The organism is bacterium, assembly GCA_030655055.1.
In the GTDB taxonomy this organism is placed as follows: domain Bacteria; phylum Edwardsbacteria; class AC1; order AC1; family EtOH8; genus UBA5202.
In genome coordinates this window covers 1-22,262 of record JAURWH010000219.1, presented here as the reverse complement: position 1 = coordinate 22,262, position 22,262 = coordinate 1, and the positions used below count along the sequence as shown (strand labels likewise).

The 22,262-nt window shown below is 57.6% G+C and carries 25 protein-coding genes; 15 read left to right on the top strand and 10 right to left on the bottom strand.

All coding sequences use genetic code 11. The features are described 5' to 3' along the window. The 5 genes from Q7U71_10200 to Q7U71_10180 form a co-directional block, all read right to left on the bottom strand. On the bottom strand, positions 1 to 1,148 hold a 1,148-nt coding region (locus Q7U71_10200), incomplete at its 3' end, for a kelch repeat-containing protein (protein MDO9392128.1). Positions 1,149 to 1,245: 97 nt separating this feature from the next. Then, entirely contained in the window at positions 1,246 to 2,196 is a 951-nt protein-coding gene (locus Q7U71_10195) for a PAS domain S-box protein (GenBank protein ID MDO9392127.1), read from the bottom strand. Positions 2,197 to 2,225: 29 nt separating this feature from the next. Beyond that, entirely contained in the window at positions 2,226 to 3,296 is a 1,071-nt protein-coding gene (locus Q7U71_10190) for a tetratricopeptide repeat protein (GenBank protein ID MDO9392126.1), read from the bottom strand. 3 nt (positions 3,297 to 3,299) lie between these two features. Continuing rightward, a complete protein-coding gene (locus Q7U71_10185; protein MDO9392125.1) occupies positions 3,300 to 4,070 on the bottom strand; it encodes an exodeoxyribonuclease III in 771 nt (256 codons plus the stop codon). 90 nt (positions 4,071 to 4,160) lie between these two features. Continuing rightward, positions 4,161 to 4,901, bottom strand: coding sequence for a hypothetical protein (locus Q7U71_10180; protein ID MDO9392124.1), 741 nt, complete (start codon positions 4,899 to 4,901; stop codon positions 4,161 to 4,163). Positions 4,902 to 5,170: 269 nt separating this feature from the next. Here Q7U71_10180 and Q7U71_10175 point away from each other — a divergent pair, with 269 nt between their 5' ends. The 15 genes from Q7U71_10175 (at position 5,171) to Q7U71_10105 (ending at position 18,637) form a co-directional block, all read left to right on the top strand. Next, entirely contained in the window at positions 5,171 to 5,539 is a 369-nt protein-coding gene (locus Q7U71_10175) for a metalloregulator ArsR/SmtB family transcription factor (GenBank protein MDO9392123.1), read from the top strand. 1 nt (position 5,540) lies between these two features. Beyond that, a complete protein-coding gene (gene arsB, locus Q7U71_10170) occupies positions 5,541 to 6,599 on the top strand; it encodes an ACR3 family arsenite efflux transporter (protein MDO9392122.1) in 1,059 nt (352 codons plus the stop codon). A gap of 96 nt (positions 6,600 to 6,695) precedes the next feature. Further along, entirely contained in the window at positions 6,696 to 7,064 is a 369-nt protein-coding gene (locus tag Q7U71_10165) for a rhodanese-like domain-containing protein (GenBank protein ID MDO9392121.1), read from the top strand. Positions 7,065 to 7,107: 43 nt separating this feature from the next. Next, positions 7,108 to 7,356: a 4Fe-4S binding protein gene (locus Q7U71_10160; GenBank protein MDO9392120.1), complete on the top strand. Its 249-nt coding sequence runs from the start codon at positions 7,108 to 7,110 to the stop codon at positions 7,354 to 7,356. Between the two features lie 63 nt (positions 7,357 to 7,419). Then, positions 7,420 to 8,346 (top strand): cation diffusion facilitator family transporter, encoded by a 927-nt coding sequence (locus Q7U71_10155; GenBank protein ID MDO9392119.1) that lies wholly within the window; start codon positions 7,420 to 7,422, stop codon positions 8,344 to 8,346. Between the two features lie 17 nt (positions 8,347 to 8,363). Next, positions 8,364 to 8,594 carry a thioredoxin family protein gene (locus Q7U71_10150; protein MDO9392118.1) on the top strand — a complete coding sequence of 77 codons (231 nt, stop codon included), beginning with the start codon at positions 8,364 to 8,366 and terminating at the stop codon, positions 8,592 to 8,594. A gap of 109 nt (positions 8,595 to 8,703) precedes the next feature. Further along, complete coding sequence (locus Q7U71_10145) at positions 8,704 to 9,150, top strand: thioredoxin family protein (GenBank protein ID MDO9392117.1); 447 nt, start codon at positions 8,704 to 8,706, stop codon at positions 9,148 to 9,150. Continuing rightward, on the top strand, positions 9,147 to 9,845 hold the full coding sequence (locus Q7U71_10140; GenBank protein MDO9392116.1) for a cytochrome c biogenesis protein CcdA: 699 nt from the start codon (positions 9,147 to 9,149) through the stop codon (positions 9,843 to 9,845). Before Q7U71_10145 ends, Q7U71_10140 begins: the two co-directional genes overlap by 4 nt. Before the next feature lie 18 nt (positions 9,846 to 9,863). Continuing rightward, entirely contained in the window at positions 9,864 to 10,811 is a 948-nt protein-coding gene (locus tag Q7U71_10135; GenBank protein MDO9392115.1) for a permease, read from the top strand. A gap of 243 nt (positions 10,812 to 11,054) precedes the next feature. Further along, a complete protein-coding gene (rimP, locus tag Q7U71_10130) occupies positions 11,055 to 11,531 on the top strand; it encodes a ribosome maturation factor RimP (protein ID MDO9392114.1) in 477 nt (158 codons plus the stop codon). Positions 11,532 to 11,669: 138 nt separating this feature from the next. Continuing rightward, the gene (nusA, locus tag Q7U71_10125) at positions 11,670 to 13,103 is read left to right on the top strand and encodes a transcription termination factor NusA (protein MDO9392113.1); all 1,434 of its coding nucleotides are present in this window, start codon (positions 11,670 to 11,672) and stop codon (positions 13,101 to 13,103) included. Positions 13,104 to 13,178: 75 nt separating this feature from the next. Further along, positions 13,179 to 15,977, top strand: coding sequence for a translation initiation factor IF-2 (gene infB, locus Q7U71_10120; GenBank protein MDO9392112.1), 2,799 nt, complete (start codon positions 13,179 to 13,181; stop codon positions 15,975 to 15,977). Positions 15,978 to 16,113: 136 nt separating this feature from the next. Then, the gene (locus Q7U71_10115; GenBank protein MDO9392111.1) at positions 16,114 to 16,761 is read left to right on the top strand and encodes a prolyl oligopeptidase family serine peptidase; all 648 of its coding nucleotides are present in this window, start codon (positions 16,114 to 16,116) and stop codon (positions 16,759 to 16,761) included. 17 nt (positions 16,762 to 16,778) lie between these two features. After that, positions 16,779 to 17,123, top strand: a complete 345-nt coding sequence (locus Q7U71_10110) for an ArsC/Spx/MgsR family protein (GenBank protein MDO9392110.1) — start codon at positions 16,779 to 16,781, stop codon at positions 17,121 to 17,123. A 125-nt stretch (positions 17,124 to 17,248) separates the two neighbouring features. Beyond that, the gene (locus tag Q7U71_10105; GenBank protein MDO9392109.1) at positions 17,249 to 18,637 is read left to right on the top strand and encodes a tryptophanase; all 1,389 of its coding nucleotides are present in this window, start codon (positions 17,249 to 17,251) and stop codon (positions 18,635 to 18,637) included. Positions 18,638 to 18,746: 109 nt separating this feature from the next. Here Q7U71_10105 and Q7U71_10100 read toward each other — a convergent pair whose 3' ends face one another. The 5 genes from Q7U71_10100 to Q7U71_10080 all read right to left on the bottom strand — a co-directional run. Continuing rightward, positions 18,747 to 19,220: an isoprenylcysteine carboxylmethyltransferase family protein gene (locus Q7U71_10100; protein ID MDO9392108.1), complete on the bottom strand. Its 474-nt coding sequence runs from the start codon at positions 19,218 to 19,220 to the stop codon at positions 18,747 to 18,749. Position 19,221: 1 nt separating this feature from the next. Further along, entirely contained in the window at positions 19,222 to 20,151 is a 930-nt protein-coding gene (locus Q7U71_10095; GenBank protein MDO9392107.1) for an alpha/beta hydrolase, read from the bottom strand. An 11-nt stretch (positions 20,152 to 20,162) separates the two neighbouring features. Then, complete coding sequence (locus Q7U71_10090) at positions 20,163 to 20,903, bottom strand: hypothetical protein (GenBank protein MDO9392106.1); 741 nt, start codon at positions 20,901 to 20,903, stop codon at positions 20,163 to 20,165. Positions 20,904 to 20,994: 91 nt separating this feature from the next. After that, on the bottom strand, positions 20,995 to 21,945 hold the full coding sequence (locus Q7U71_10085; GenBank protein ID MDO9392105.1) for a hypothetical protein: 951 nt from the start codon (positions 21,943 to 21,945) through the stop codon (positions 20,995 to 20,997). 137 nt (positions 21,946 to 22,082) lie between these two features. Beyond that, a partial coding sequence (locus tag Q7U71_10080; protein ID MDO9392104.1) for a peptidylprolyl isomerase occupies positions 22,083 to 22,262 on the bottom strand: 180 nt, incomplete at its 5' end.

The following is a 22,262-nucleotide window of genomic DNA, read 5'->3' as shown; positions in this document are numbered from 1 at the left end:
ACCGGCACGTTGTACTGATGGTGCGGACCGTTGTTTTGGACGTTGACGTAGACCGGAACCACCACGCCGTAGTTCCCCAGATACTGGGGGACCTCGATCTGGGTGACCGCGGCATCGTTTACCACCGGGGCATCGGTGGCGCCCTTCTCGGCGGCGGCCCGGTAGGCTCCGCTCCAGCCGCCCAGCACATAGGCATCATTGCCCACGGCCGCCACTCCGACCGTGCGCCGGCCGAAGGTAAAACTGGTATCCACCGCCCAGGGGGTTCCCCCGGCGGTGTCGGCCTCGGGGATGTAATATTCCACGGTGTTCAGGTAGGTTCCCCAGCCCCCGCCGAAAACGTAGATCCTGCCGCCAATGTTGGCCGCTCCCAGGCCGCCCCGGCCGGTCAGCATCGGGGTCTTGGGGGTCCAGGCACCGGTGGCCGGGTCGTACATTTCCACCGTGTTCAAATCCAGGGAGATCCCGTTGCCGCCCATCACATATATTTTCCCATTTACCGTCACGGCGGCGGAAAATTGGCGGCCGGTCAGCATGCTGTCCTTCATGGTCCAGGTGTTATTTTCGAAATTATAGGCATAGCAGGAACGGGAATAAGTGACCCCGTTCCATCCTCCGAAGACGTAAAGCGTATCCTCCACCACGGCGCAGGAAGAGCCGTACCGGGCTTCGGGCATGCTGTCGTATCCGGTGATATACCAGGAGTTGGCCCACTGGTTGTAACCCTGCAATATCCTGCGGGGGGTTGCCCCGTCATATCCGCCGGGGACGAACAGCTGGTCCTGGTATTCCGTGGCGCACATATTGGACATTCCCACCGCCATGGAGGCCCTGTCGGTCCAAAGGCCGGTGGCCGGATCATAGCACTGGAGCCAGCCGGAATACAATGGACCAGAAGCCTCGCCGCCCAGGCGGTAGACCTTGCCCAAAGAGGTCGCCGCCGCCATGCGCGAAGCGCCGGGATTGATTGAGTCTATGGTGGCCCAGGTTATGACTTTGGGTCCGGCCGGAGCTTTTGTTTCCGCCGGCTGAGCCGGCTGTTCCGGGGCCTGAATCCGGGTGCCGGTGCTGCTGGCGGGAACCGCCGCCCAAAGCGGAAGCCCCAGAGACATCACAGCCAGTAAAAGAACCATGACTTTGAGCTTCATGAACAGCCTCCAAAAAAGAATTAATATTGGGGTGAATATCAGGTAAATATTAAGGCTTTTTACCGGTAAAGTCAAGGGCCAATCTGAAACATATTTTTTATGCCCGGACGATCTTTTCCATGGCATTCACCATCTGCTGGGCGGCGAACGCCATCAGGTCCTTCTCGGTCTGGCCAAAGGAGATCTCCTCGGTGTAGCTGTTGATCACCATCACCCCGAAGATCCGGCCGTCCTTCTTCAGCGGCACCCCCAGCCAGTTGACGAACGGGGTGTCCATCTCCTCGTACCCGCCCTGTTGCAGCATCTGAGAGTAGGTCTCCTGGGTGGCGAACAGGGCCTGTCCGGTCTCCAGCACCTGTTTGATCAGGCCCTTCTTCAGTTTCTGGGGGCCGGGGGCTGCCGAGAACTCATCTACGAAATAGGGGAAGGTGAGGTTGTCGGCCTCCTGGTCGTACAGGGCCAGATAAAAATTGCGGGCGTAGATCAGTCCCCCCACGATATTATGCAGGTCGGAGCAGAGGGTCTTCAGGTCGGAAGCGGCGGCGGCTTTGTCAGATATCTTGTACAGCGCGGTCATGAAGGCCTGGGCCTGTTTTCTGGCGGTCAGCTCCTCGCTGGTGGTGATGATGGCCAAAGCCTCACCCCGCTTGTTCTTGACCACGTCCGAGGTCAGCAGGGCCTCAAACGTGGTGCCGTCCTTGCGGAGGTTGATGGCCTCGCGGGTCAGCCGTTTGATCTTCTTGGCCTGTTCGGGGTCCAGCGGGCTCCAGCGGCCCTGGGGGGCAAAGATCTTGACCTCCTGTCCCGCCAGCTCCTCCACCGTGTAGCCGTGCATCCGGGCCTCGGCCGGGTTGGAATAGAGTATCCGGCCCTCCAGGTCCGAGATGGTCACCCCCATCGGCAGGCTGTTCACCATCTGCTCCAGGGCGGCCAGTTTCTCATGGGTGCGCTTCAGCTCCAGCTCCAGCACCTCGGCCTCGGCCATCCGGATGCGCAGGGCGTGCAGCTCGCTGATCAGCTGTTCCCTGGATTTGGATTGATCTTCCATAAAATTGCCCTCTTAATGTTTCTATGGGATCAGTTAACGGCCTTTTCTCCCAGCTTATTCAAAAAGGCCTGCGCTTTTTCGATGGTGTCCTGTTTGTTTATCTCCCGGGCGATGTCCAATGCCTCGGCGGCGGAATCTTTTGACCGTTCCGGATCGTCAAGTTCATTGCAAACCTCCGCCTGGTCCAGTAAAATTTCACAAAGGTCGTACCTGCTTTCCAGCCGGCGGAATAACGGAAGGGATCGATCGAAGAATTCCCGGGCTTCGGAATATTGCCCCAGATCAAAGTGGATCCGGGCGATGCTGGAATGAGCGATGGCCTGGTCCCGGACATAGCCCATTTTCATGGCTCCATCAAGCTGAAGCTGGAAACAGGCCAGGGCGTCGTCATATTTTTTCATGTCGGTGTAAACTGAGCCCAGGTTGCCCACCGCCTGGGTGATAAAGGTGGAATCCCCCAGCTCCCGGCCGATCTCCAGCGCCCGCCGGGAATGTTCCAGCGCCAGGTCCAGTTGGCCCCGTTGCTTGTAAACGGCGGAGATATTGCCCAAAACCCTGCCCATGCCAATTTGGTCCCCCAGGCCCTCAGAGATATCCCTCATCTTCAAATAATATTCAAGGGCTTGGTCCAGATCGGCCCGGTAAAAAGAGAGATTCCCCAAGGCGTTGTAAATGTTGCCCTGGTTGCGAATATCCCCCTGTTCCCGGGCATTCTCCAGGCTTTGGTTAAAGTGCTCGAAGGCCGCCGGATAATTGCCCCGGCTGCTGCAGATGATCCCCATTATTATCCCGGCCCCGGTCAGGTTAAGGCGGTCTCCGATCCGCTTGAATATTTCTCCGCCCTGTTCGGCCAGGCTTAGGGCCGCATCCACATCTCCCAGGCTGTATACGACCCGGGACAGTTTCAGCATGCTGTGGGCCGCCAATGAGGAAAGGCCCGAGGCTTGGGCCGCTTTCAGGTTTTCCTCATAGCATTTCCGGGCGCCGGGCAGCCGGCCCAAAAACCAAAGGATCTCCGCTTTTTCATGCAGGACTTGGTACGGATAAAATCCTTTTTCCGGCGTGGCAAACCAAAGCAAGCGATGCTGGTAAGTTTTCATAGGTCAAACATCCAGTTCCAGCCCGATGGGGCAGTGGTCCGAGCCCATCACTTCGGGCAGGATATAGGCGTTCCTGATAACTTTCTTCAGATTCTGACTGGCATAGAAATAATCTATCCGCCAGCCCACGTTGCGGTCCCGGGCCCGGCTGATCACATCCCACCAGGTGTAGCGGCCGGGGGATTGGTCGAACAGCCGCAGGGTGTCCAGAAAACCAAGCTCCAGGAACCGGTCCACCCACTCCCGCTCCTGGGGCAGGAAGCCGGAGGTCTTGGAGTTCTCTTTGGGCCGGGCCAGGTCTATCTCCTGGTGGGCGGTGTTGACGTCGCCGCAGATGACGATCTTTTTGTCCTTCTTCAGGAGTTTTTTCATCTCCAGCAGAAAGGCTTCATAGAAATCCATCTTGTACTGCAGCCGCTCGGGCGAGGCCTTGCCGTTGGGAAAGTAGATGTTGAACAAAATGATTTTGCCGTAGTCGGCCTGAAGGATCCGGCCCTCGTCGTCGAACCGTGATACTCCGAAGGTTTGCTTCACCGAAAGAGGCTTTTCCCTGGAGAACAGCGCCACCCCGCTGTAGCCGGGCCGTTGGGCCGAGGAAAAGTGGACATCATACCCTTTGATGGTTTCCAGTTCCTTCACCACCTGCTCGGGCCTGGCCTTGGTCTCCTGCAGGCAGAGGATGTCGGGGCTGGTTTTCTCCACCCATGGGGCGAAGCCTTTTTTGAAGACGGCCCGCAGGCCGTTGACGTTCCAGGAGAGAAGCGTGATGCTCATAGCTTATTGTTTTTTATTGGACGCAGATCAACGCAGATAATCATTTACTTGATGGTTAATAATCAGCGAAAATCCGCGTATATCAGCGTCCTATTTTAACGTAACCGAGGCATCCGGGTCAAACGGGTTATGCCGCACCACCAGCGAGTACATGTAAGGATAAGACTCCTTCAAATGCCGGGCGTAGCCCAGCCACTCGCCCAGCAGCAGGCCGTACACCCGCTTGATGTCGCCGGAGAGATGCTGAAAGTCGGCCGGGGGCAGATCCTTCAGCGAGGTCCGGAACTGCAGTTCCTCGGTCAGGTGGGTGACTGCCCACAGCAGGTCGGTGAAGGTGGCGTGTTCCAGCAGATTCTGGTTCTCCAGCAGGCCCAGCACAAAGCCGCGCTTCCCCGAAAGAAAGTCCCTCAGGGCTCCCAGGTCGGCCCGGCGGGCATCCATCTGGAATTCTTTTTCCTGCAACTGCCGGCGGGCCTTGATAAAATCTTCAGCCTTCCAGGCGGCGCCGGGCCGGGCCAGGGACGACAGGTCGCTGAACCCCGGGTCATATTTGGCCAGGCCGGTTATCAGCTCGTTGCCCATCTCGCTGAAAAAGGCCCCGATCACCATGTTCATCTTGTTCAGCAAAGCCTTTTTCTCCCGCCGGACCATCAGGTCGTTCAGGATCAGGGTCACCAGCAGCACCTGGATGGGCACGAAGGCCAGGTCCTGAAGCATGTAAAAGAAGGTGTCGTGCGGTTTTTGGAATATCAGCACCTGGGCCAGATAAAAGGAGAACGAGATGGCGGCCAGCAGTGCGGCCAGGAAAAGATACCAGCGGGAAAGTTTCATGGTCCCTCCATAGGTTAACAGCTCAAATATAGCATTAAAACAAAGCGGCTGCAACAATAAATTGAAATAATTTGAAGGAGGCTTGACATTCCCGGGAATTTGTATTATCATATCAAGATATCCTGATATGTAAACAGACCACGTCCCGCTTGGATTGCTTCGTCTGCCAAGCGAGGGGCAGATCCCTTCGCCTGCCATGCCTGGCGGACCGCTCGGGACGTGCCTCGCAATGACGGGCGGGCCGGTGAACAAAAGGACAGAGAAGAAACATGAAACAAGCCGTAAAAACATTCAAGGCCCTGGGAGATCCCACCCGGCTGCGGATCGTCAAGCTGCTGGAGGGCGGAGAGCTGTGCGTCTGCCAGCTGATAGCGGTGCTGGGCATGGGCCAGTCCCGGATCTCGAGGCACCTTTCCATCCTCAAAGAAGCGGGGCTGATAGTGGACAACCGGAAGGGGAAATGGGTCCACTACCGGCTTTGCTGCCCGGATGCCTCAAAGAACATCTGCGCCTGCCTGAACGGCCTATCCGATGACAAGGCGGTCAAACAGGACCAACGGGCAGCCCGGGGGGCCAAGCCGCTGGCGCCCTGCAAACCCAATATCCATAAACCAGAAACCAAACGCAAGGATCAGTGACATGTCTGAGCATCTTTCCAAACGTCTGTCATTCCTGGACCGTTACCTGACGCTGTGGATCTTTTTGGCCATGGGCCTGGGGGTGCTGCTGGGCTGGCTTTCCCCGGCCGCGGTGCATTCCTTCAACACCAAGTTCAGCGTCGGCACCACCAACATCCCCATCGCCATCGGGCTGATACTGATGATGTTTCCGCCCTTGGCCAAGGTCAAGTACGAGGAACTGCCCAAGTTCTTCCGCAACTGGCGGGTGCTGGCGCTCTCGCTGGTGCAGAACTGGATCATCGGTCCCATCCTGATGTTCTTTCTGGCCATTCTTTTCCTGCGCGACTACCCAGCTTACATGGTGGGGCTGATCATGATCGGGCTGGCCCGCTGCATAGCCATGGTCATCGTGTGGTGCGAGCTGGCCGGAGGGGACAATGAGTATTCCGCCGGCCTGGTGGCTTTTAACGCCATTTTCCAGATGTTGTTTTATTCGGTCTTCGCCTACCTCTTCATTACCGTGCTGCCCCCGCTGTTCGGGCTGAAGGGCATTGAAGTGCATGTCGGCATCTGGCAGATCGCCCAAAGCGTCCTGATCTACCTGGGGATCCCGTTCTTCGGCGGGATGCTGACCAGGTTCATCCTTCTCAAGAAGAAGGGGAAGGAGTGGTACCAGACCAAATTCATTCCCCGGATCAGCCCCGTCACCCTGGCGGCGCTGCTGCTGACCATCGTGGTCATGTTCTCGCTTAAGGGCCAGACCATCGTCCAGCTGCCCATGGACGTGGTGCGGATAGCCGTTCCGCTGCTGATCTATTTTGTGATCATGTTCTTTGCCTCGTTCTATATGGGGAAAAAGCTTTGCGGAGATTATCCCAAGACGGTGACCATCGCCTTCCATGCCTCGGGCAATAACTTTGAACTGGCCATAGCGGTGGCGGTGGGGGTGTTCGGCATCAGCTCGGGGCAGGCCTTTACCGCCGTCATCGGGCCGCTGGTGGAGGTGCCCGCTCTCCTGATGCTGGTGAACATAGCTCTGTGGCTCAGACGCAGGTATTTTACCCACGAAACACACTAAAGAGCACGAAATATATGTAAGGGATTGAGTAATATGGCAACGGACAAACATAATATCAATGCATGTTTCGGCAACAAAGGCCTGTTAATAGCAGGCATGACGCATCTTTCCGGAAGCGAGGCCCTGGAGACCGCCAAAAATGGCGGGCTTTTGGTGGATCTGCGGGCTCCGGTCGAGACAGATTACAAGAAGTTCGACCTGCCGGAGGTGCTCTACATCCCCGCCCCGGAACTGGAAACCCGCCTGGCCGAGCTGCCGAAAGACCGCCCCCTGATCATAGCCGATTCGGTGGGGCTGCGCAGCAAGGAGGCGGTAAGGTATCTGATGGAACATGGTTTCACCAATGCCGCCAACCTCAACGGCGGGATACTGGACTGGGAACACGACGGTATGCCGATCAAGGTTGACGACAGCAAAAAACTCTCCGGCTCCTGCACCTGCAGGCTGCGGCCGCCGGGGAAGTAGACTGCCCACTAAAAAGCACTAAAAATCTTTAAAGGCAAAAACAATGAATAAGAATCATCCGATCGTCAACAAATCACTCTGCAACGGCTGCGGGGCCTGCATTCAGGCCTGCTGCAAAAAGGTCTATGAGCTGATCAAGGGCAAGGCCGCGGTCAAGAACGCAGACGAATGCTGCGGCACCGGGGAAAAATGCCTGCCAGCCTGCCCCACCGGGGCAATTTCCTTCCCGGAAAAGAAAGAAGGAAAGACAGAGTGCTCCTGCAGTTGCGGCTCGGGGTCTTCCTGCTGTTAACCTCGCAACGTAAGACTCTCCCTCTCCTCCCAGGAGAGGGAAGAAGGGAGAGGTCAATAATATATGTCACACGAGCACAAACACGATCACCGGGCTGACAGCCTGAAAGGGCTGAAGTGGACCCTGGTCCTGACCGCGCTTCTGATTCTGGTGGAGTTCCTGGGCGGCTGGCTGTCGGGTTCATTAGCCCTGGTCTCCGACGCCGGCCACATGCTGACCGACGTGCTGGCGCTGGGCCTGTCATTGCTGGCCATCCGCTTTGCCACCACTCCGGCCAACGCCAAAAAGACCTACGGCTTCTACCGGCTGGAGATCCTGGCGGCCCTGCTGAACGGGGTGACCCTGATAGTCCTCTCGGGGTATATCTTCTACGAAGCCTGGCAGAGGTTCAGTTCGCCATCAGAGATCAAGAGCGGACTGATGATCATTGTGGCCCTGGCCGGGCTGGCCGTCAATATTGCCGGGTTCTTTGTCCTGCGGGCCTCCAGCAAGGATAATCTCAACGTGCGGGGCGCCTTTCTGCACGTGGTGGGCGACCTGCTGTCCTCGGTGGCGGTGATCATAGGCGGGCTTATCATCCGCTTCACCGGCTGGCTGTTGATAGACCCGGTATTGAGCGTCCTGATAGGGATCATGATACTGAAGGGGGCCTACGGGCTGGTGAAGGAATCGGTGGACATCCTGCTGGAGGCCGCTCCGGCGGGGATCGAGAGCGCGGAGATCGAAAAGGCCCTAAGCGGGATCAAAGGCGTCAAAGCCCTGCACCATCTGCACGTCTGGAGCCTGTCCTCGGGGATCCACGCCTTAAGCGCCCATGTGCAGATAGAGGACCAGATGACCAGCCAGAGCGATGCCCTGCTGGCAGAGATCCAGGAATTGCTGGAGCATAAATTCGGAATACTGCACACCACCATCCAGTTCGAATGCACAGAGTGCAACGGGGTGAACTGCCACATAACGGAAACAAAGAACAGCTGCGGCCACAAATAAACACAAGGACTGCAAATATGAAGATCCAGATCCTGGGCACCGGCTGCCCCAAATGCAAGACCCTGACCGCCAACGCCGAGAAGGCGGTCAAAGAACTGGGCATAGAAGCGGAGATCGTCAAGGTCTCGGAACTGAAGGATATCATGGCCTTCGGGGTGATGATGACCCCGGCCCTGGCCATTGACGGCGTGGTCAAGTCCACCGGGCATCTGCTTTCGCCGGAGCAGATAAAGAAACTGATCTCCTGAACCGCAAAGCGAAGCACTGAGTTTAATCGAAGTGACGCGAAGAACGCAAAGAACCATAAATTTAAGGGGAAAAATGAAAATAAACAATAAAATTATTTTATCAACAGCAATGCTCTTCTTTCTTGCCCTTCCCTTGGCGGCGCAGGACACCAAGTCTGTTACGGTGAGCAAAGACACCATAACCGCCAAGGCCGCAACAAAAAGCAAAACGAAGACCGCGGTTAAAAAGAAAACGGTTGCCAAGACCGACAGCCTGAAAACCAAGCCGATCAAGCCTCCCAAGCTGGTGGACCTGGGGGCCGGGAAATGCATTCCCTGCAAGATGATGGCTCCGATCCTGGAAGAGCTGAAAAAAGATTACGCGGGAAAATTGGAGGTGGTGTTCATAGACGTCTGGCAGAATGCCGACGAAGGCAGCAAGTACAAGATCCGGGTGATCCCCACCCAGATATTCTACAGTCCCGAGGGAAAGGAGCTGTTTCGCCACGAGGGCTTTTATTCCCGGGAGGATATTTTGGCCAAGTGGAAGGAACTGGGTTACGAGTTCAAGAAATGATAGAAACCGTTTTCATTAAGCTGTCCCACGCAGTGGAGGGTGCACCGGCCATCGCCCTTGTCGCCTCCCTCCTGTGGGGCATACTCAGCATCATCCTAAGCCCCTGCCATCTGGCCAGCATTCCGCTGATCGTGGGTTTTGTGGATGAGCAGGGCCGGATCTCCACCAAACGGGCTTTTCTGATCTCCCTGCTTTTCGGGGCCGGAATCCTGATCACCATTGCCGTCATCGGCGCGGTGACCGCGGCCCTGGGGCGGATGCTGGGCGACATAGGAAGGTGGGGCAATTATTTTGTGGCCATCATCTTCTTCCTGGTGGGACTGCACCTGATCGGGCTGATCCCCATGCCCTGGGCCGGGGCCAACGCCTCGGGGTACAAAAGAAAGGGTTTGCTGGCCGCCCTGATCCTGGGCCTGATCTTCGGGATAGCCCTGGGACCCTGCACCTTTGCCTACATGGCCCCGATGCTGGCGGTGGCCTTCCGCACCGCTTCCACCAACCCGATTTACGGGGCCGGGCTCCTGCTGGCATATGGACTGGGGCACTGTTCGGTGCTGGTGCTGGCCGGGACCTTTACCGAGGTCATCCAGCGTTATCTGAACTGGAGCGAGAGATCCAAGGGCACGGCCATCGTCAAGATCGTCTGTGGAATACTGGTGATCCTGGGCGGGGTTTATATGATACTAACTGCTTAATAAGAAGGCACAAGATACATGTGGCAGAATTTTGTCGACCGGCTGGTCTATAACTGGCTGGGGATGGCCCCGGAAGCCCACTTCACCAAGGCCCTGCACTTTTTCATCTACGACAGCGTCAAGGTGCTGTTCCTGCTGGCGGTGATAATCTTTTTGATCACCATGATCCGCACCTGGCTGCCACCGGAGAAGACCCGGAAGATACTTAGTCACAAGCGGACCTTCATCGGAAACATCCTGGCGGCCCTGTTCGGCATCATCACCCCGTTCTGTTCCTGCTCGGCGGTGCCGCTGTTCATAGGCCTGGTGGAGGCGGGCGTGCCGCTGGGGGTCACCTTCTCCTTCCTGATATCCTCGCCCATGATCAATGAGATAGCCCTGGTGATGCTGTGGGGCATGTTCGGGTACAAGATAGCCCTGCTTTACATCGGCAGCGGACTGGTGATCGCCGTTACCGCCGGTTATGTGATAGGGAAGCTGAAACTTGAGAAATGGGTGGAGGGATTCGTTTACCAGGCCAAGGTGGGTGTGATTCCGGAGGAGTCCTGGACCTTTAAATACCGGGTAATATATTCCAGGGACTACATGCTGGACATTCTTAAAAAAGTGTGGCCCTACGTTTTGGTCGGTATAGCGGTGGGCGGGGTGATCCACGGCTTCGTGCCCCAGGACTTTCTGGCCAGATACGCCGGCAAGGGCAATTTCTTTGCGGTGCCGCTGGCGGTGCTGATAGGCATCCCGCTGTACTCCAACGCCGCCGGGATGGTTCCTGTTGTTAAGGCCCTGTTGGACAAGGGGCTGGCCTTGGGGACGGCCCTGGCCTTTATGATGGCGGTGATCGGGGCCTCTTTTCCGGAGATGGTCATCTTAAGAAAAGTACTGAAAATTCCCCTGCTGGTGATATTCTTCGGGATACTTACCATCGGGATCATCCTGGTGGGCTATTTGTTCAACGCCATCCTGTGAAATGAATTTACCGGATCCTTAAAAATATCTCTTGCAATTTCTGCGGTTTTGCCATATAATATTGAGGACTTGATGATTAAGAGGAGAGCGGGTACAAAACCCGCTCTCTTTTGTCTTTAAACCGGTAAGCACAAAGAGGCCCCTAAACTATAAGGAAGCCATGAAGGACAGGAAATTTATTTCTGGTTTCCTGGCAAAACCATTTAATACAACGGTTGATTATAAGCAGACAACGTTTCACAAATGCCCAGCGAAGCCGAAATAATAAATAAAATAAGCGACCTGGCCGGATCTTTTTTAAATGAGATGGGACTGGAGCTTTACGACGTGGAGTATTCGTCCGTCTCCGGAAGCTTACAGGTCTTCATCCAAAGGCCGCAGGCCGGGGTCAGCATGGGCGACTGCGCCAAGGTCTCCCGGAAACTTTCCGAGGAACTGGACAAGGAAGACCTGATCGACTCGGCCTATATGCTGGAGGTCTCATCCCCCGGCCTGGACCGGCCGCTGAAGAAGGAAACCGATTACCAGAGGTCCCTGGGGCGCCTGGCCAAGATGAAACTGGTCCAGCCGGTGGACGGCAGTTATGAACTGCTGGGCCGGCTGCTGGAATACCGCGAGGGCACGGTCAAAGTAGGAATGGAGGGCCGGGAGCCGATATGGATCCCCCTTTCCCAGATCAAGAAGGCCCGGCTGGAGCTGGAGAAAAGTCCAAAACCCTAAATGCCTGCAGACCTTTTCACACAAAGCCGCCAAGGACACAAAGCAAATGCAGACCTACTCTTAGTGTTCTTTGTGTCTCTGTGTGATGAACCTTGTAAAATTATTTGAAAAACAAAAAATACATTTTGGAGAAAGACAGTGTCCAACATAGATATCATTGAAGCTTTGAACGAAATAGCCCGCCAGAAGAACCTGGACAAGGAATTCGTGATCGAGAAGCTTAAGGAAGGCCTGCTGCAGGCCTGCAAAAAGAGGTTCGGCACCTCCGACAACATCGTGGTGGAGATCGAGGACGAGGCCGGCGACATCGGGATCTTTGCCACCCGGGAAGTGGTGGAGGAGATCACCCGGCCGGGGCTGGAGATCACCGTGGCCGAAGCCAAGGACTACCTGGACGACCCCCAGGTGGGCGACACGGTGGAGGTGATCCTGCCCTTTGAGGATTTCGGGCGGCTGGCCATCCAGTCCACCAAGCAGGTGCTGTTCCAGCGGATCCGGGAAGCCGAGCGGGAGCAGGTCTACAGCGATTTCGCCAGCCGGATCGGGGAGATAGTCTCGGGCACGGTCCAGCAGATCAACCGGGGGGACCTGCTGATCAGTCTGGGGCATTCCGAAGCGGTGCTGCCTTTCAAGGAACAGATCCACGCCGAGCGCTACCAACAGGGACGCTCCATCCGGGCCTGCCTGAAGGAGGTCAACAAGACCATCAAGGGGCCCCAGATCGTCCTGTCGCGGACCACTCCCGAGTTCGTCAAAAAACTTTTCCAGCAGGAAGTGCCCGAGGTCCGGGACGGCCTGGTGGAGATCAAGGCGGTGGCCCGTGATCCGGGCGACCGGGCCAAGGTGGCGGTCTACTCCAAGGAGAACAAGGTGGATGCGGTGGGAGCCTGCGTGGGCTTAAAGGGGGTGCGGGTCCAGGCGGTGGTGCGGGAGCTGGCCGGGGAAAAGATAGACATAGTGCCCTGGTCCTCCGACCCGGCCATGTTCGCTTCCCGGGCCCTGGCCCCGGCCAAAAGCCTGGACGCCTTCTCCGACGAAGAGCACAAGCGGATCACGGTGATATCCCCCGACGACCAGTATTCGCTGGCCATCGGCAAGAAGGGGCAGAACGTGAGGCTGGCGGTGCGGCTGACCGGTTGGAACATCAACGTGGTGACCGAGAGCGAATACCAGGAGCGGATGGATGCCGTCAGCCAGGCGGTCATTCCGGTCAACGACCTGGACCTGGCCGACAAGATAAAAGCCAAGCTGCTGGAGGCCGGATTGGATGACGCCGAAAAGATCATCGCCGCCGGCCAGGAAGGCCTGACCAACCTGCCGGGCATCGGCGAGAAGACAGCGGAGAAGATACTGGCCACGGCCAAGGAAGCCAAGGACCAGAAGCTGATGTCATTGATGGAACAGGCCGGAACCAAGGCCGGGGCCAAAAAAGAGGCCCCGACCGAGCCGGACGTGGAGCAGGAGGAAGATGATGAGGAAGCCGATTCCGTCCCGGATGACCAGCCCGCAGAAGGACCGGCCTCCCAGCCGGAAGCAAAAGAGCCGGAGCAGGAAGAAGAGAAGGCCCAATAATCCTCCCGCCCCGCCCACAAAAACACAGGACCTGAAATATTTTGACCCCAGAGGGACAAGCAAATAGGAGAAATCATGGCTGAAGACAAAAAACCCGCCGCAAAAAAGACCACTGCCAAACCCGCCTCCGCTCAAGTTTCGGAGCATAAACCACAGACGGCCAAAGCTCCGGCGGACAAGCCCGCCTCCGCCAAAGCATCGGAGCACAAGCCTACTACGGCCAAAACTACTGCCATCGCCAAGGCTGCGGCAGTCAAGCCGGAGTCCAAGCCCGAAGCAGCCAAGCCGGTGGCCGCCAAAGCCGCTGCCCCCAAGGCCCCGGCCAAGCCGGCCGCCAAAAAAAGCGCGCCCGAGCCCACACCTCGACACGGAGCTCGACAGGCTCATCCCAGCAGCTCGGTGCAGGCGCCGGCCAGGGTGCTCAAGGTATTTGAGGCCGCCAAGGACCTGAAGATGTCGGGAGACGCCCTGCTGGGGATCCTCAAGGAGCTTAACTTCAACGTTAAGACCAGGATGAGCGTCATCACCGATGACATGATAGCCTCGGCCAAACTGCGGCTGGAGCAGGGCAAGCAGGACGTCAAGAAGGAACAGGAACAGCAGAAGAAGATCCAGGAAAAGAAGGAAGCCTCGGTCAAGGCCGAAGCCGACGCCCAGGTGTATATCCCGCCCACCCCGGTGATCGTTTCCCGGGTGGACTATCCCAAGGAATTTTCCGAGCCCTATCCCGAGGCGCCCAAGGGAATAAAACCCGGAGTTCCCCGCCCCGGCGGCCCGATGCGTCCCGGATCGCCCCGCCCGGCCCTGCGGCCCGGAACGCCCTACACCGGAACCCCGCGCCCCGGCGGCCCGTTCACCGGAGCCCCGCGGCTGGGGGCGGTGCGTCCCAACGCGCCCCACGCCCCCGGCGCCCGCCCGCCCATGACCGAGGAGGATTCGGAGCAGCGCAGAAGGCGGAGACGCAGACGCAAGAAGAAGGAAAAGCGCCCGGTGCTGGACCAGGCGGTGGTGGCGGCCACGGTCAAGCAGACCATGGCGGCCATCCAGCGCGGCAAGGCCCGGCGTTCCTATAAATCCAAGGACAAGGAAGACATCCAGGGCCAGGAGACCCCGGAACAGGTGGTGCGCCTGCCGGAGTATTCCTCCATCAGCGACCTGTCCCATGCCATGGGGGTCAAGCCTTCCGAGGTGGTGGCCAAGGCGCTGGGACTGGGGATCATGGCCACCATCAACCAGCGGCTTGACCTGGACACCCTGGCCACCATCGCCGATGACTTCGGGTACGTGGTGGAAGAGATGGAGGAGTTCACTCCCGAAACTCCGCAGGCCCAGGAGAATACCGCCCCCATGAAACTTTCGCCCCGGCCCCCGGTGGTGACGGTGATGGGACACGTGGACCACGGCAAGACCTCCCTTTTGGACCGGATCCGCAAGAGCAGCGTGGCCGAAGGGGAATTCGGCGGCATCACCCAGCACATCGGGGCCTACGAGGTCAAGGCCGGCAAGGGCACTATCACCTTTCTGGACACTCCGGGCCACGCGGCCTTTACCGCCATGCGGGCCAGGGGCGCCCAGGTGACCGACATAGTGATCCTGGTGGTGGCGGCCTCGGAAGGGGTGATGCCCCAGACCCAGGAAGCCATCGACCACGCCCAGGCCGCCAAGGTCCCGGTGATCGTGGCCATCAACAAGATGGACCTGCCGAACGCCGACCCTATGAGGATTAAGCAGGAATTATCCAAGCAGAACCTGGCCCCCGAGGACTGGGGCGGCAAGACCATATATGTGGAAGTTTCGGCCAAGACCGGCGCCAACATCGACAAACTGCTGGAGATGGTGCTGCTGCAGGCCGAGATGATGGACCTGAAGGCCGATCCCGACTACCAGCCCCGGGGGGTGGTGATCGAGGCCCGGCTGGACAAGGGCAAGGGCCTGCTGGCCACGGTGCTGGTGCAGCAGGGGACTTTGCAGAAGGGCCAGCCTTTTGTGGCCGGCAACTTCAACGGAAAGATCAGGGCCATGTACGGCGAACGGGGGAATCTGGTGACCAAGGCCGGGCCGTCATCGGCCGCAGTGATACAGGGTTTCAACGGCGCGCCCATGGTGGGCGATGTCTTCCAGGTGATGGACAACGAGTCGGATGCCAAGGAACTGGCCCTTAAGCGCCAGCAGCTGAAGCGGGAACAGGAGTTCCGGCCCGGCAAGAAGGTGACCCTGGACGGATTGTACGACCAGATGCTGGCCGGAGAGATCAAGGAACTTAAGCTGATCGTCAAGGGCGACGCCGGCGGCTCTGTGGAGGCCATCGCCGACTCGGTGTTCAAGATGTCCACCGACCAGCTGAAGATAGCGGTCATCCACAAGGGGGTGGGCGCCATCACTGAATCCGACGTGCTGCTGGCCGAGGCTTCGGGGGCCATCATCATCGGCTTCCACGTCCGGCCCGAGGAGCGGGCCCGGGAGCTGGCCGAGCGCGAGGGAGTGGACATCAGGATATACAACATCATCTACGACGCCCTGGAGGACATCAAGAAGGCCCAGACCGGGATGCTGGCGCCGGTGTTTAAAGAATCGGTGCAGGGCCGGGTGGAGGTGCGCGAGACCTACAAGATCTCCGGGGTGGGGACCATCGCCGGCTGCTTCGTGCTTTCCGGCAGCATTGCCCGGAACAACAAGGTGCGCCTGCTGCGGGACAACGTGGAGGTCTTCAACGGGAAACTGGCCTCGCTCAAGCGCTTTAAGGACGACGTGCGCGAGGTGCAGAACGGCTTCGAGTGCGGCCTGGGCCTGGACGGGTTCAACGACATCAAGAAGGACGACATCGTGGAGAGCTACGTCATAGAGGAAGTGGAGCGCAAGGAGGAGAAGACCTAGGGCCCGAAGACGGAATTCAGAAGATTGAATATAGGAGTTATGCGATAAACATGCAGGTTGGTTCAACGGCTATTGAATCAACCTGCTTTGTCAAAGAGTATGTATGAAGACAAAAATATTGTTAACAATTTATAAGATGAAGAACTATTTTCTTATAGCTGTATTTTGTTTACCTTTATCTGCCTTCGCCCAGCAGGATCATTTCTATACCCCTAAGAACCTTAAAGCCAATGCCCCGGCCCTGATCATCACCTCCTGCACCGGCGCCACCAAGGCCGACCTAGACAGCAACAAGGCCATCGCCGATAAACTGGGCTGGGTCCTGGCAACGTGCGCCGGAACAAAAAATCATCAGGATGCGTCTCTCAACGATCGCTATATATATGCTACCTATCAAAGCCTAATTTCCAAATACCAAATTGACCAATCACGAGTGTACATCTACGGCTTCTCCGGCCAGGCGGTGCAGGCCATGATGGCGGTTTTCTTGCATCCCTCAAAGTTCAAAGGAGCGGTGGCCATCTGCGCCCATGCCGGGGCCATGCAATATGCCAACTGGGAGATGCTGAGGGACAAACGCTTCTATCTGGTCTCCCGGGAGCGGGACTGGAACCTGAACGACAATAAACAAATTCACCAGGCTTTTCTGGAGAACAGTATTTCCGATACTTTGATCATCACCCCCGGCCAGCACGGACCCAAGACCAGGAGGGAGTTGTTCGAGGGGTGCAAGTGGTTAAATAACCCCAACCCCCGTCCCCTTCCCCCGGGGGAAGGGGAGTAAGGGGATAGGGATAATTTATGCCAATCATCCAGATCTTCGGAACCAACAAATGCCAGAACACCAAGGCTGCCCAGCGTTTTTTCAAGGAACGGCGGGTGCCGATACAATTCATTGATCTTGCTGAAAAGGGCTTGAGCGAGGGCGAGTTTCAGAGCATCAAGAAGGCGGTGGGGTTGGAGAATATGCTGGACAGGGAGGGCAAGGAATATCAAAAGCAAAATCTCAAATACATTACTTTCGATGTCGAGGCCAAGCTCAAGAGTAATCCGCTGCTCTTAAAAACACCCGTTGTCAGACAATCACCTAAGGCCACGGTGGGCTATGTGCCGGAGACTTGGAAACAGTGGCTGGCGCAGAGTTGACGGAATCCATAAATTGACCGCCCCCTCGATCCCCCTCCCGTGAGGAGGGGGAAGACAAGAACCCCTTCCCTCGCGGGGAAGGGGCAGGGGTTAGGTCCCCAGATATAATATAAAAAGGAGACATCTTGCAGCAGCCGCCGTTTGCCGAGCCTTACAAGACCAAGATGGTGGAGTCTATCCGCCGCACCACCCGCCAGGAGCGGGAGAAACTGATAGCCTCCGCCGGGTACAACCTGTTCAACCTGAAAAGCGATGACGTGTTCGTGGACCTGCTGACCGACTCCGGCACCGGGGCCATGAGCAGCGCCCAGTGGGCCGAGATAATGCTGGGCGACGAGTCCTACGCCGGGGCCAGCTCGTACTACAAGCTCAAGCATACCATCGAAGAACTGTTGGGGATGCCCTATTTCCTGCCCACCCACCAGGGCCGGGCGGCCGAGAACGTGCTTTTCTCCGCTTTGATGGGCATGGAGGCCCCGGGTTTTGTGGTGCCGGGCAACAGCCACTTCGACACCACCAAGGGGCACATCGAGTTCCGCAAGGCCGAGGCCCTGGACTGCACCATCGACGAGGCCTTTGACACCACCTCCCCGCATCCTTTCAAGGGCAACCTGGACCTGAACAAGCTGGAGGCGGTCTTCAAGAAATATCCCAGGGAAAACATCCCGCTGTGCCTGATCACCGTCACCTGCAACTCATCGGGCGGCCAGCCGGTGTCGCTGGAGAACATCAAGGCCGTGTCCGCCATGTGCAAAAAATACGGGATCAGATTGTTCTACGATGCCGCCCGTTTTGCCGAGAACGCCTATTTCATCAAAATGCGCGAGCCGGGGTATGCGGACAAGACCATCAAGCAGATAGTGCGGGAGATGTTCGACCTGGTAGACGGCTGCACCATGAGCGCCAAGAAGGACGGGATCGTCAACATAGGCGGGTTCATCGCCTTTAAGGACAAGGAGCTGTTCGAAAAATCCTGCACCTTCAACATCGTGTTCGAGGGCTACATCACCTACGGCGGCATGGCCGGGCGGGACCTGGGCGCGCTGTCGGTGGGCCTGCGCGAGGCCACCGAGTTCGACTACCTGGAGTCCCGGGTGCGCCAGGTGACGCTATTGGGTGAAAAGCTGATGTCCTACGGCATTCCCATCCAGCAGCCGGTGGGCGGCCACGCCGTGTTCATTGACGCCAAGAAATTCCTGTCCCACGTTCCCAAGGAGCAGTTCATAGCTCAGACCCTGGGGGTGGAGCTTTACAAGGAAGGCGGGGTGCGGGGCGTGGAGATCGGAACTCTTTTGGCCGACCGGGATCCCCAGACCAGGGAGAACCGCTATCCGGCCCTGGAATTGCTGCGCCTGGCCATCCCGCGCCGGGTCTACAGCGACAACCATATGCTGTACGTGGCCGAGTGTTTGAAGAATGTCTATGACCGGAGGAACGAGATAAAGAAGGGTTACGCCATAGTACACGAGGCGCCGATAATGAGGCACTTCACGGTGGAACTGAAACCGGCCTGACCAATGGATGGTTCCAATAGACAGGATGTAATTTCAAGAAGTTATAACACAAAAGCCCCGCCAATGGCGGGGCTTTTGTTGGTTATGATCATTTTTGGTATTGTATGAACTATAAATATCTTCGGACCTTTTGCCGATAAGCCATATAGTCCTTTCCGAACTTTTGCTCCAAATACTTTTCCTCTCCCAGAATGATTAAGTGGTAAATCACCAAACTGTAAAGTCCCAGCGATATCATCCCCGGGTTCAAGCTGTATACCATGGAAGCCAGGGTCAGCAGGTCAAAGCCCAGGTACATCGGGTTGCGGCTGAAGCGGTACAGGCCGCCGGTCTTTAAAACAGTGTCCTCCTGCGGCAGGCCCAGCCGGGTGGATCGTCCAAGGTTGATAAGGCTTACGACGATCAGTGAAAGGCCAACCAGGGATAAAACATATGCAGTGTATTTTAACAGCGAAGGCGAATATGTTTCTATGGCCGGGAAACCCAGCACCGACAACAGTAATATGATCCAGGTCAAATAACCGGATATTTTCCCGGTATAGAACAGGACCGGATTGATGGTGGTCTTGCCTATGAGTTCCATATTACGCCTTCAGATGCTTTTTGACAAACCCGCAGATCTCATCCATCGCCTCTTTGGCCTCGGGGAACATCGGGGCGCAGGCAGGGTAGCAGTGGAACAGCCCTTTGCCCACGATCAATGTAACATCAACCCCGGCGGCTTTGGCCTTTTCGGCCAGGCGGGTGGAATCGCTCAATAACGTTTCGTCGCCTCCGGCAAAGATCAGCATCGGCGGCAGGCCGCGCAGGTCCCCGAACAGCGGCGAGATCAAGGGATCCCTGGGGTCGTTATCCCCGGCATAGTAACGGCTGAAGGTGGTCTGTGATTCCTTCCAGCAAAGGGTGTCCTTTTGGGCGTTGAAGGTCCAGGATTCGCCGGAGTTGCTGAGGTCGGTCCAGGGCGAGAGGGCTATGGACGCGCCGGGCAGGGGAAGCCCCTGTTCCTTAAGAGCCAGCTGGGTTGCAAAGACCAGATTGCCGCCGCCGGAATCGCCCATGAACGCTATGTCCTTAGGCTGGATGCCGTGCTCCAGCAGATACTTGTAGGCGGCCACCGAATCATTCAGCCCGGCGGGGTAGGGATGCTCCGGGGCCAGGCCGTAATCGAACAACAGTGATTGCACACCGCACTTTTTCACGAACTTGGCCACTATGCCCCGGTGGGCCCGGATGGAACCCACCACCAGCCCGCCCCCGTGAAAATATAGGATGGCCTTGTTCCTGGGCGCATCCTTGGGCCTCATCCATTCGGCGGCCAGTCTGCCGATCATGACCGGGGCCAGGCTGAAACCATCCGGCAGCTTGCCGAAGAAGTCCGCGCCCCGCTCGACCTCGGCCCGCAGGGACTGCAGGGAGGTGTCCCCGTCTACCGTGGTGGTCCTTTTCTTCTGGAATTTCAGCAGGTGCCGGTATTTAAGCAGGAACACGAACAGGCGGCTTTGAAAACTAGGCATGGGAATATCTTTCAGAATTTTACGGTTATTCCGGCCGTCAGGTAATGGAACAGGGAGAAAGTGTAAACTTTGCCCCCGCCGTCGGCGCCGCCCTCCAGCATCCGGTAGCCTATCCGGAGCGAGTGGCTTTCCTTGGGGCTGTACTGGAAGGCCAGCAGCACATCCTCGGCCCGGCCGTAGGGCGACCACAAGGCGTCGCTCTCCAGCAGCAGGCCGGCCTTTTCCGTCATATTATAACGGGCCATCAGGTTGATCAGCGGGACCACCCCTAGGTCGGTGCGGCGGGCGAAGGCGGAGTCGCTCATCAGGGCGATGTCGGCGCTACGGATCTTGGCGGTCAGGCCGGCCCCCAGCCCGAAAGCGGGCTTGTCAACAATTGAGTAGCGGTAGGTAAGCCGGTAGGAATCGAAACGGTAGGAGGAATGCACTGCTGTGCCCTGGTGAAACAGCTGGCCCTGGTAGTTGATGTCCCGCTCCAGGGTCCCCGTCCCCCGGACGGTGAGTGGCGCCGCCAGGGCAAATACCGTATGCCTTTCCGCCAGGGTCACTCCTCCCCGGAACCGCAGAGCAATAGCAGGCGAGGAGACGATCTCATCTGCCAGGGAGAACCTGGTTCCGCTGTCGCTGGGGATCTGAACGTCATTGTACCCGGTGAAGGCCGCCCCGCCCTCGAAATCTAAAAACCATTCGGAGCCGGTTCCGGTCCCGGAAAGCAGAGAGAGCAGGAGAGCCAGAAAAATATATTGTTTCATGCTACCTCCTTAAAATATGATCACCATACCGGCGGTGTACCTTAATCATGTTCGTTCTGTCCAGGGCTTAATGGAAAACGGGGGCCTCTGATCAATATTTATCTTCTGCTATACGCTTCTTCATCCCCTGCCAGCCGGCCGATTCCTCCCAGGCATGGCGGGACAGTTCCACCTGGGTCATCATGGCTGTCATCACGGTCATCTGTCCGTCGGACAGGATCTTCTTGGTGGAGAAGTTCTTGGCCCCTTCGGCGTAGCCGCAGGCCGCCAGCTTCTTAAGAAAGTCGACGTTGCGGGTCTTTATTCTCGTTACCTCGGTCTGCCAGCGGGTCCCGATCTGGGCCAGCCGCTTGTCGGCCACGGCGATGTGCTTGTCGGCATATTTCAATTTCACAGCCTTCAACAGGACGGGGTCGGCATAGCTCATCTCACCGGTGGACAGCTGCGGCAGCTTGCTGATCTCTATGGCCTGGAGGGAGTCCAGCTCGCTATGAGCCTGCTCGTACTCCCTTTGCAGCTTTGCTTCCTCCTGCTGCATGGCCACCCCGCGCTGAAATTCCTCCTGGGTCTGGGCGTAAACCGCCATCCAGGCTTCCTGGGCGGCCTTTATTGCCGGGGGTTCCATTTGGACCGGCTGGTTCATTGTTCCGGCCATAGCCATGGCCATGGCTATCTTCTGCTCCTTGGTCATGGACTGGATCCGCTTGGCATCGGCTTCGGTCATTCCGGCGCCCGGCATTCCGGCCGGCACGCCGTTGGGGTTGGCCCCCATGGCGGCCTTGGCCTGTTCGGTATAAGTGTTCTCGAAATCCTTTAACTGCTGGTCGGTGACCGCGAACAGCTTGGCGGCGCTGCAGGTGATGTTGCCTTCGGCGTCGGCCACGGCCACCTTGGCAAAGGCGTCCTTGGAGCTGGCCGGCGGAGCCGGCACGGCCTCCAGCATCTTGATCAGGTCCTGCTTGACCGGGACCTGGGCCGTCAGCGAAGCAACTGTCGTACCGAAGATAACAGCCAGAACAAGCAATTTTACTACGGTTTTCATTTGCGTTTCTCCTTTATTGTGAAGCGGTTCTAGTTCTGCTTTGAACTCATCCCCTCCTTCCCCTTCTCTTGGGGAATATTTGGGCTAACAACGGGGTAAGAGAAGGGGAGGCAAAGGGGTTGAGTTTGGGATTTCTGTTAAAACTGTGTGATCTCTATGTCTTCAATGACCATTGGCTCCTGCGGCTTGTCGTTGGCCCCGGTGGCGGTGTTGGCGATGGTGTCCAGGACCTCAAACCCCTCAAACACCTGGCCGAACACGCTGTAACCCTCGGCCGGGCCGCCGCCCTGGGGATGATCCAAAAAGTGGGCGCCCTT

Excerpts from the sequence above, each read along its gene's own strand:
- Q7U71_10195 (MDO9392127.1), bottom strand. The coding sequence starts at position 2,196 with ATGGAAGATCAATCCAAATCCAGGGAACAGCTGATCAGCGAGCTGCAC.
- Q7U71_10190 (MDO9392126.1), bottom strand. The coding sequence starts at position 3,296 with ATGAAAACTTACCAGCATCGCTTGCTTTGGTTTGCCACGCCGGAAAAA.
- Q7U71_10185 (MDO9392125.1), bottom strand. The coding sequence starts at position 4,070 with ATGAGCATCACGCTTCTCTCCTGGAACGTCAACGGCCTGCGGGCCGTC.
- Q7U71_10180 (MDO9392124.1), bottom strand. The coding sequence starts at position 4,901 with ATGAAACTTTCCCGCTGGTATCTTTTCCTGGCCGCACTGCTGGCCGCC.
- Q7U71_10175 (MDO9392123.1), top strand. The coding sequence starts at position 5,171 with ATGAAACAAGCCGTAAAAACATTCAAGGCCCTGGGAGATCCCACCCGG.
- arsB (MDO9392122.1), top strand. The coding sequence starts at position 5,541 with ATGTCTGAGCATCTTTCCAAACGTCTGTCATTCCTGGACCGTTACCTG.
- Q7U71_10165 (MDO9392121.1), top strand. The coding sequence starts at position 6,696 with ATGACGCATCTTTCCGGAAGCGAGGCCCTGGAGACCGCCAAAAATGGC.
- Q7U71_10160 (MDO9392120.1), top strand. The coding sequence starts at position 7,108 with ATGAATAAGAATCATCCGATCGTCAACAAATCACTCTGCAACGGCTGC.
- Q7U71_10155 (MDO9392119.1), top strand. The coding sequence starts at position 7,420 with ATGTCACACGAGCACAAACACGATCACCGGGCTGACAGCCTGAAAGGG.
- Q7U71_10150 (MDO9392118.1), top strand. The coding sequence starts at position 8,364 with ATGAAGATCCAGATCCTGGGCACCGGCTGCCCCAAATGCAAGACCCTG.
- Q7U71_10145 (MDO9392117.1), top strand. The coding sequence starts at position 8,704 with ATGCTCTTCTTTCTTGCCCTTCCCTTGGCGGCGCAGGACACCAAGTCT.
- Q7U71_10140 (MDO9392116.1), top strand. The coding sequence starts at position 9,147 with ATGATAGAAACCGTTTTCATTAAGCTGTCCCACGCAGTGGAGGGTGCA.
- Q7U71_10135 (MDO9392115.1), top strand. The coding sequence starts at position 9,864 with ATGTGGCAGAATTTTGTCGACCGGCTGGTCTATAACTGGCTGGGGATG.
- rimP (MDO9392114.1), top strand. The coding sequence starts at position 11,055 with ATGCCCAGCGAAGCCGAAATAATAAATAAAATAAGCGACCTGGCCGGA.
- infB (MDO9392112.1), top strand. The coding sequence starts at position 13,179 with ATGGCTGAAGACAAAAAACCCGCCGCAAAAAAGACCACTGCCAAACCC.
- Q7U71_10115 (MDO9392111.1), top strand. The coding sequence starts at position 16,114 with ATGAAGAACTATTTTCTTATAGCTGTATTTTGTTTACCTTTATCTGCC.
- Q7U71_10110 (MDO9392110.1), top strand. The coding sequence starts at position 16,779 with ATGCCAATCATCCAGATCTTCGGAACCAACAAATGCCAGAACACCAAG.
- Q7U71_10100 (MDO9392108.1), bottom strand. The coding sequence starts at position 19,220 with ATGGAACTCATAGGCAAGACCACCATCAATCCGGTCCTGTTCTATACC.
- Q7U71_10095 (MDO9392107.1), bottom strand. The coding sequence starts at position 20,151 with ATGCCTAGTTTTCAAAGCCGCCTGTTCGTGTTCCTGCTTAAATACCGG.
- Q7U71_10090 (MDO9392106.1), bottom strand. The coding sequence starts at position 20,903 with ATGAAACAATATATTTTTCTGGCTCTCCTGCTCTCTCTGCTTTCCGGG.
- Q7U71_10085 (MDO9392105.1), bottom strand. The coding sequence starts at position 21,945 with ATGAAAACCGTAGTAAAATTGCTTGTTCTGGCTGTTATCTTCGGTACG.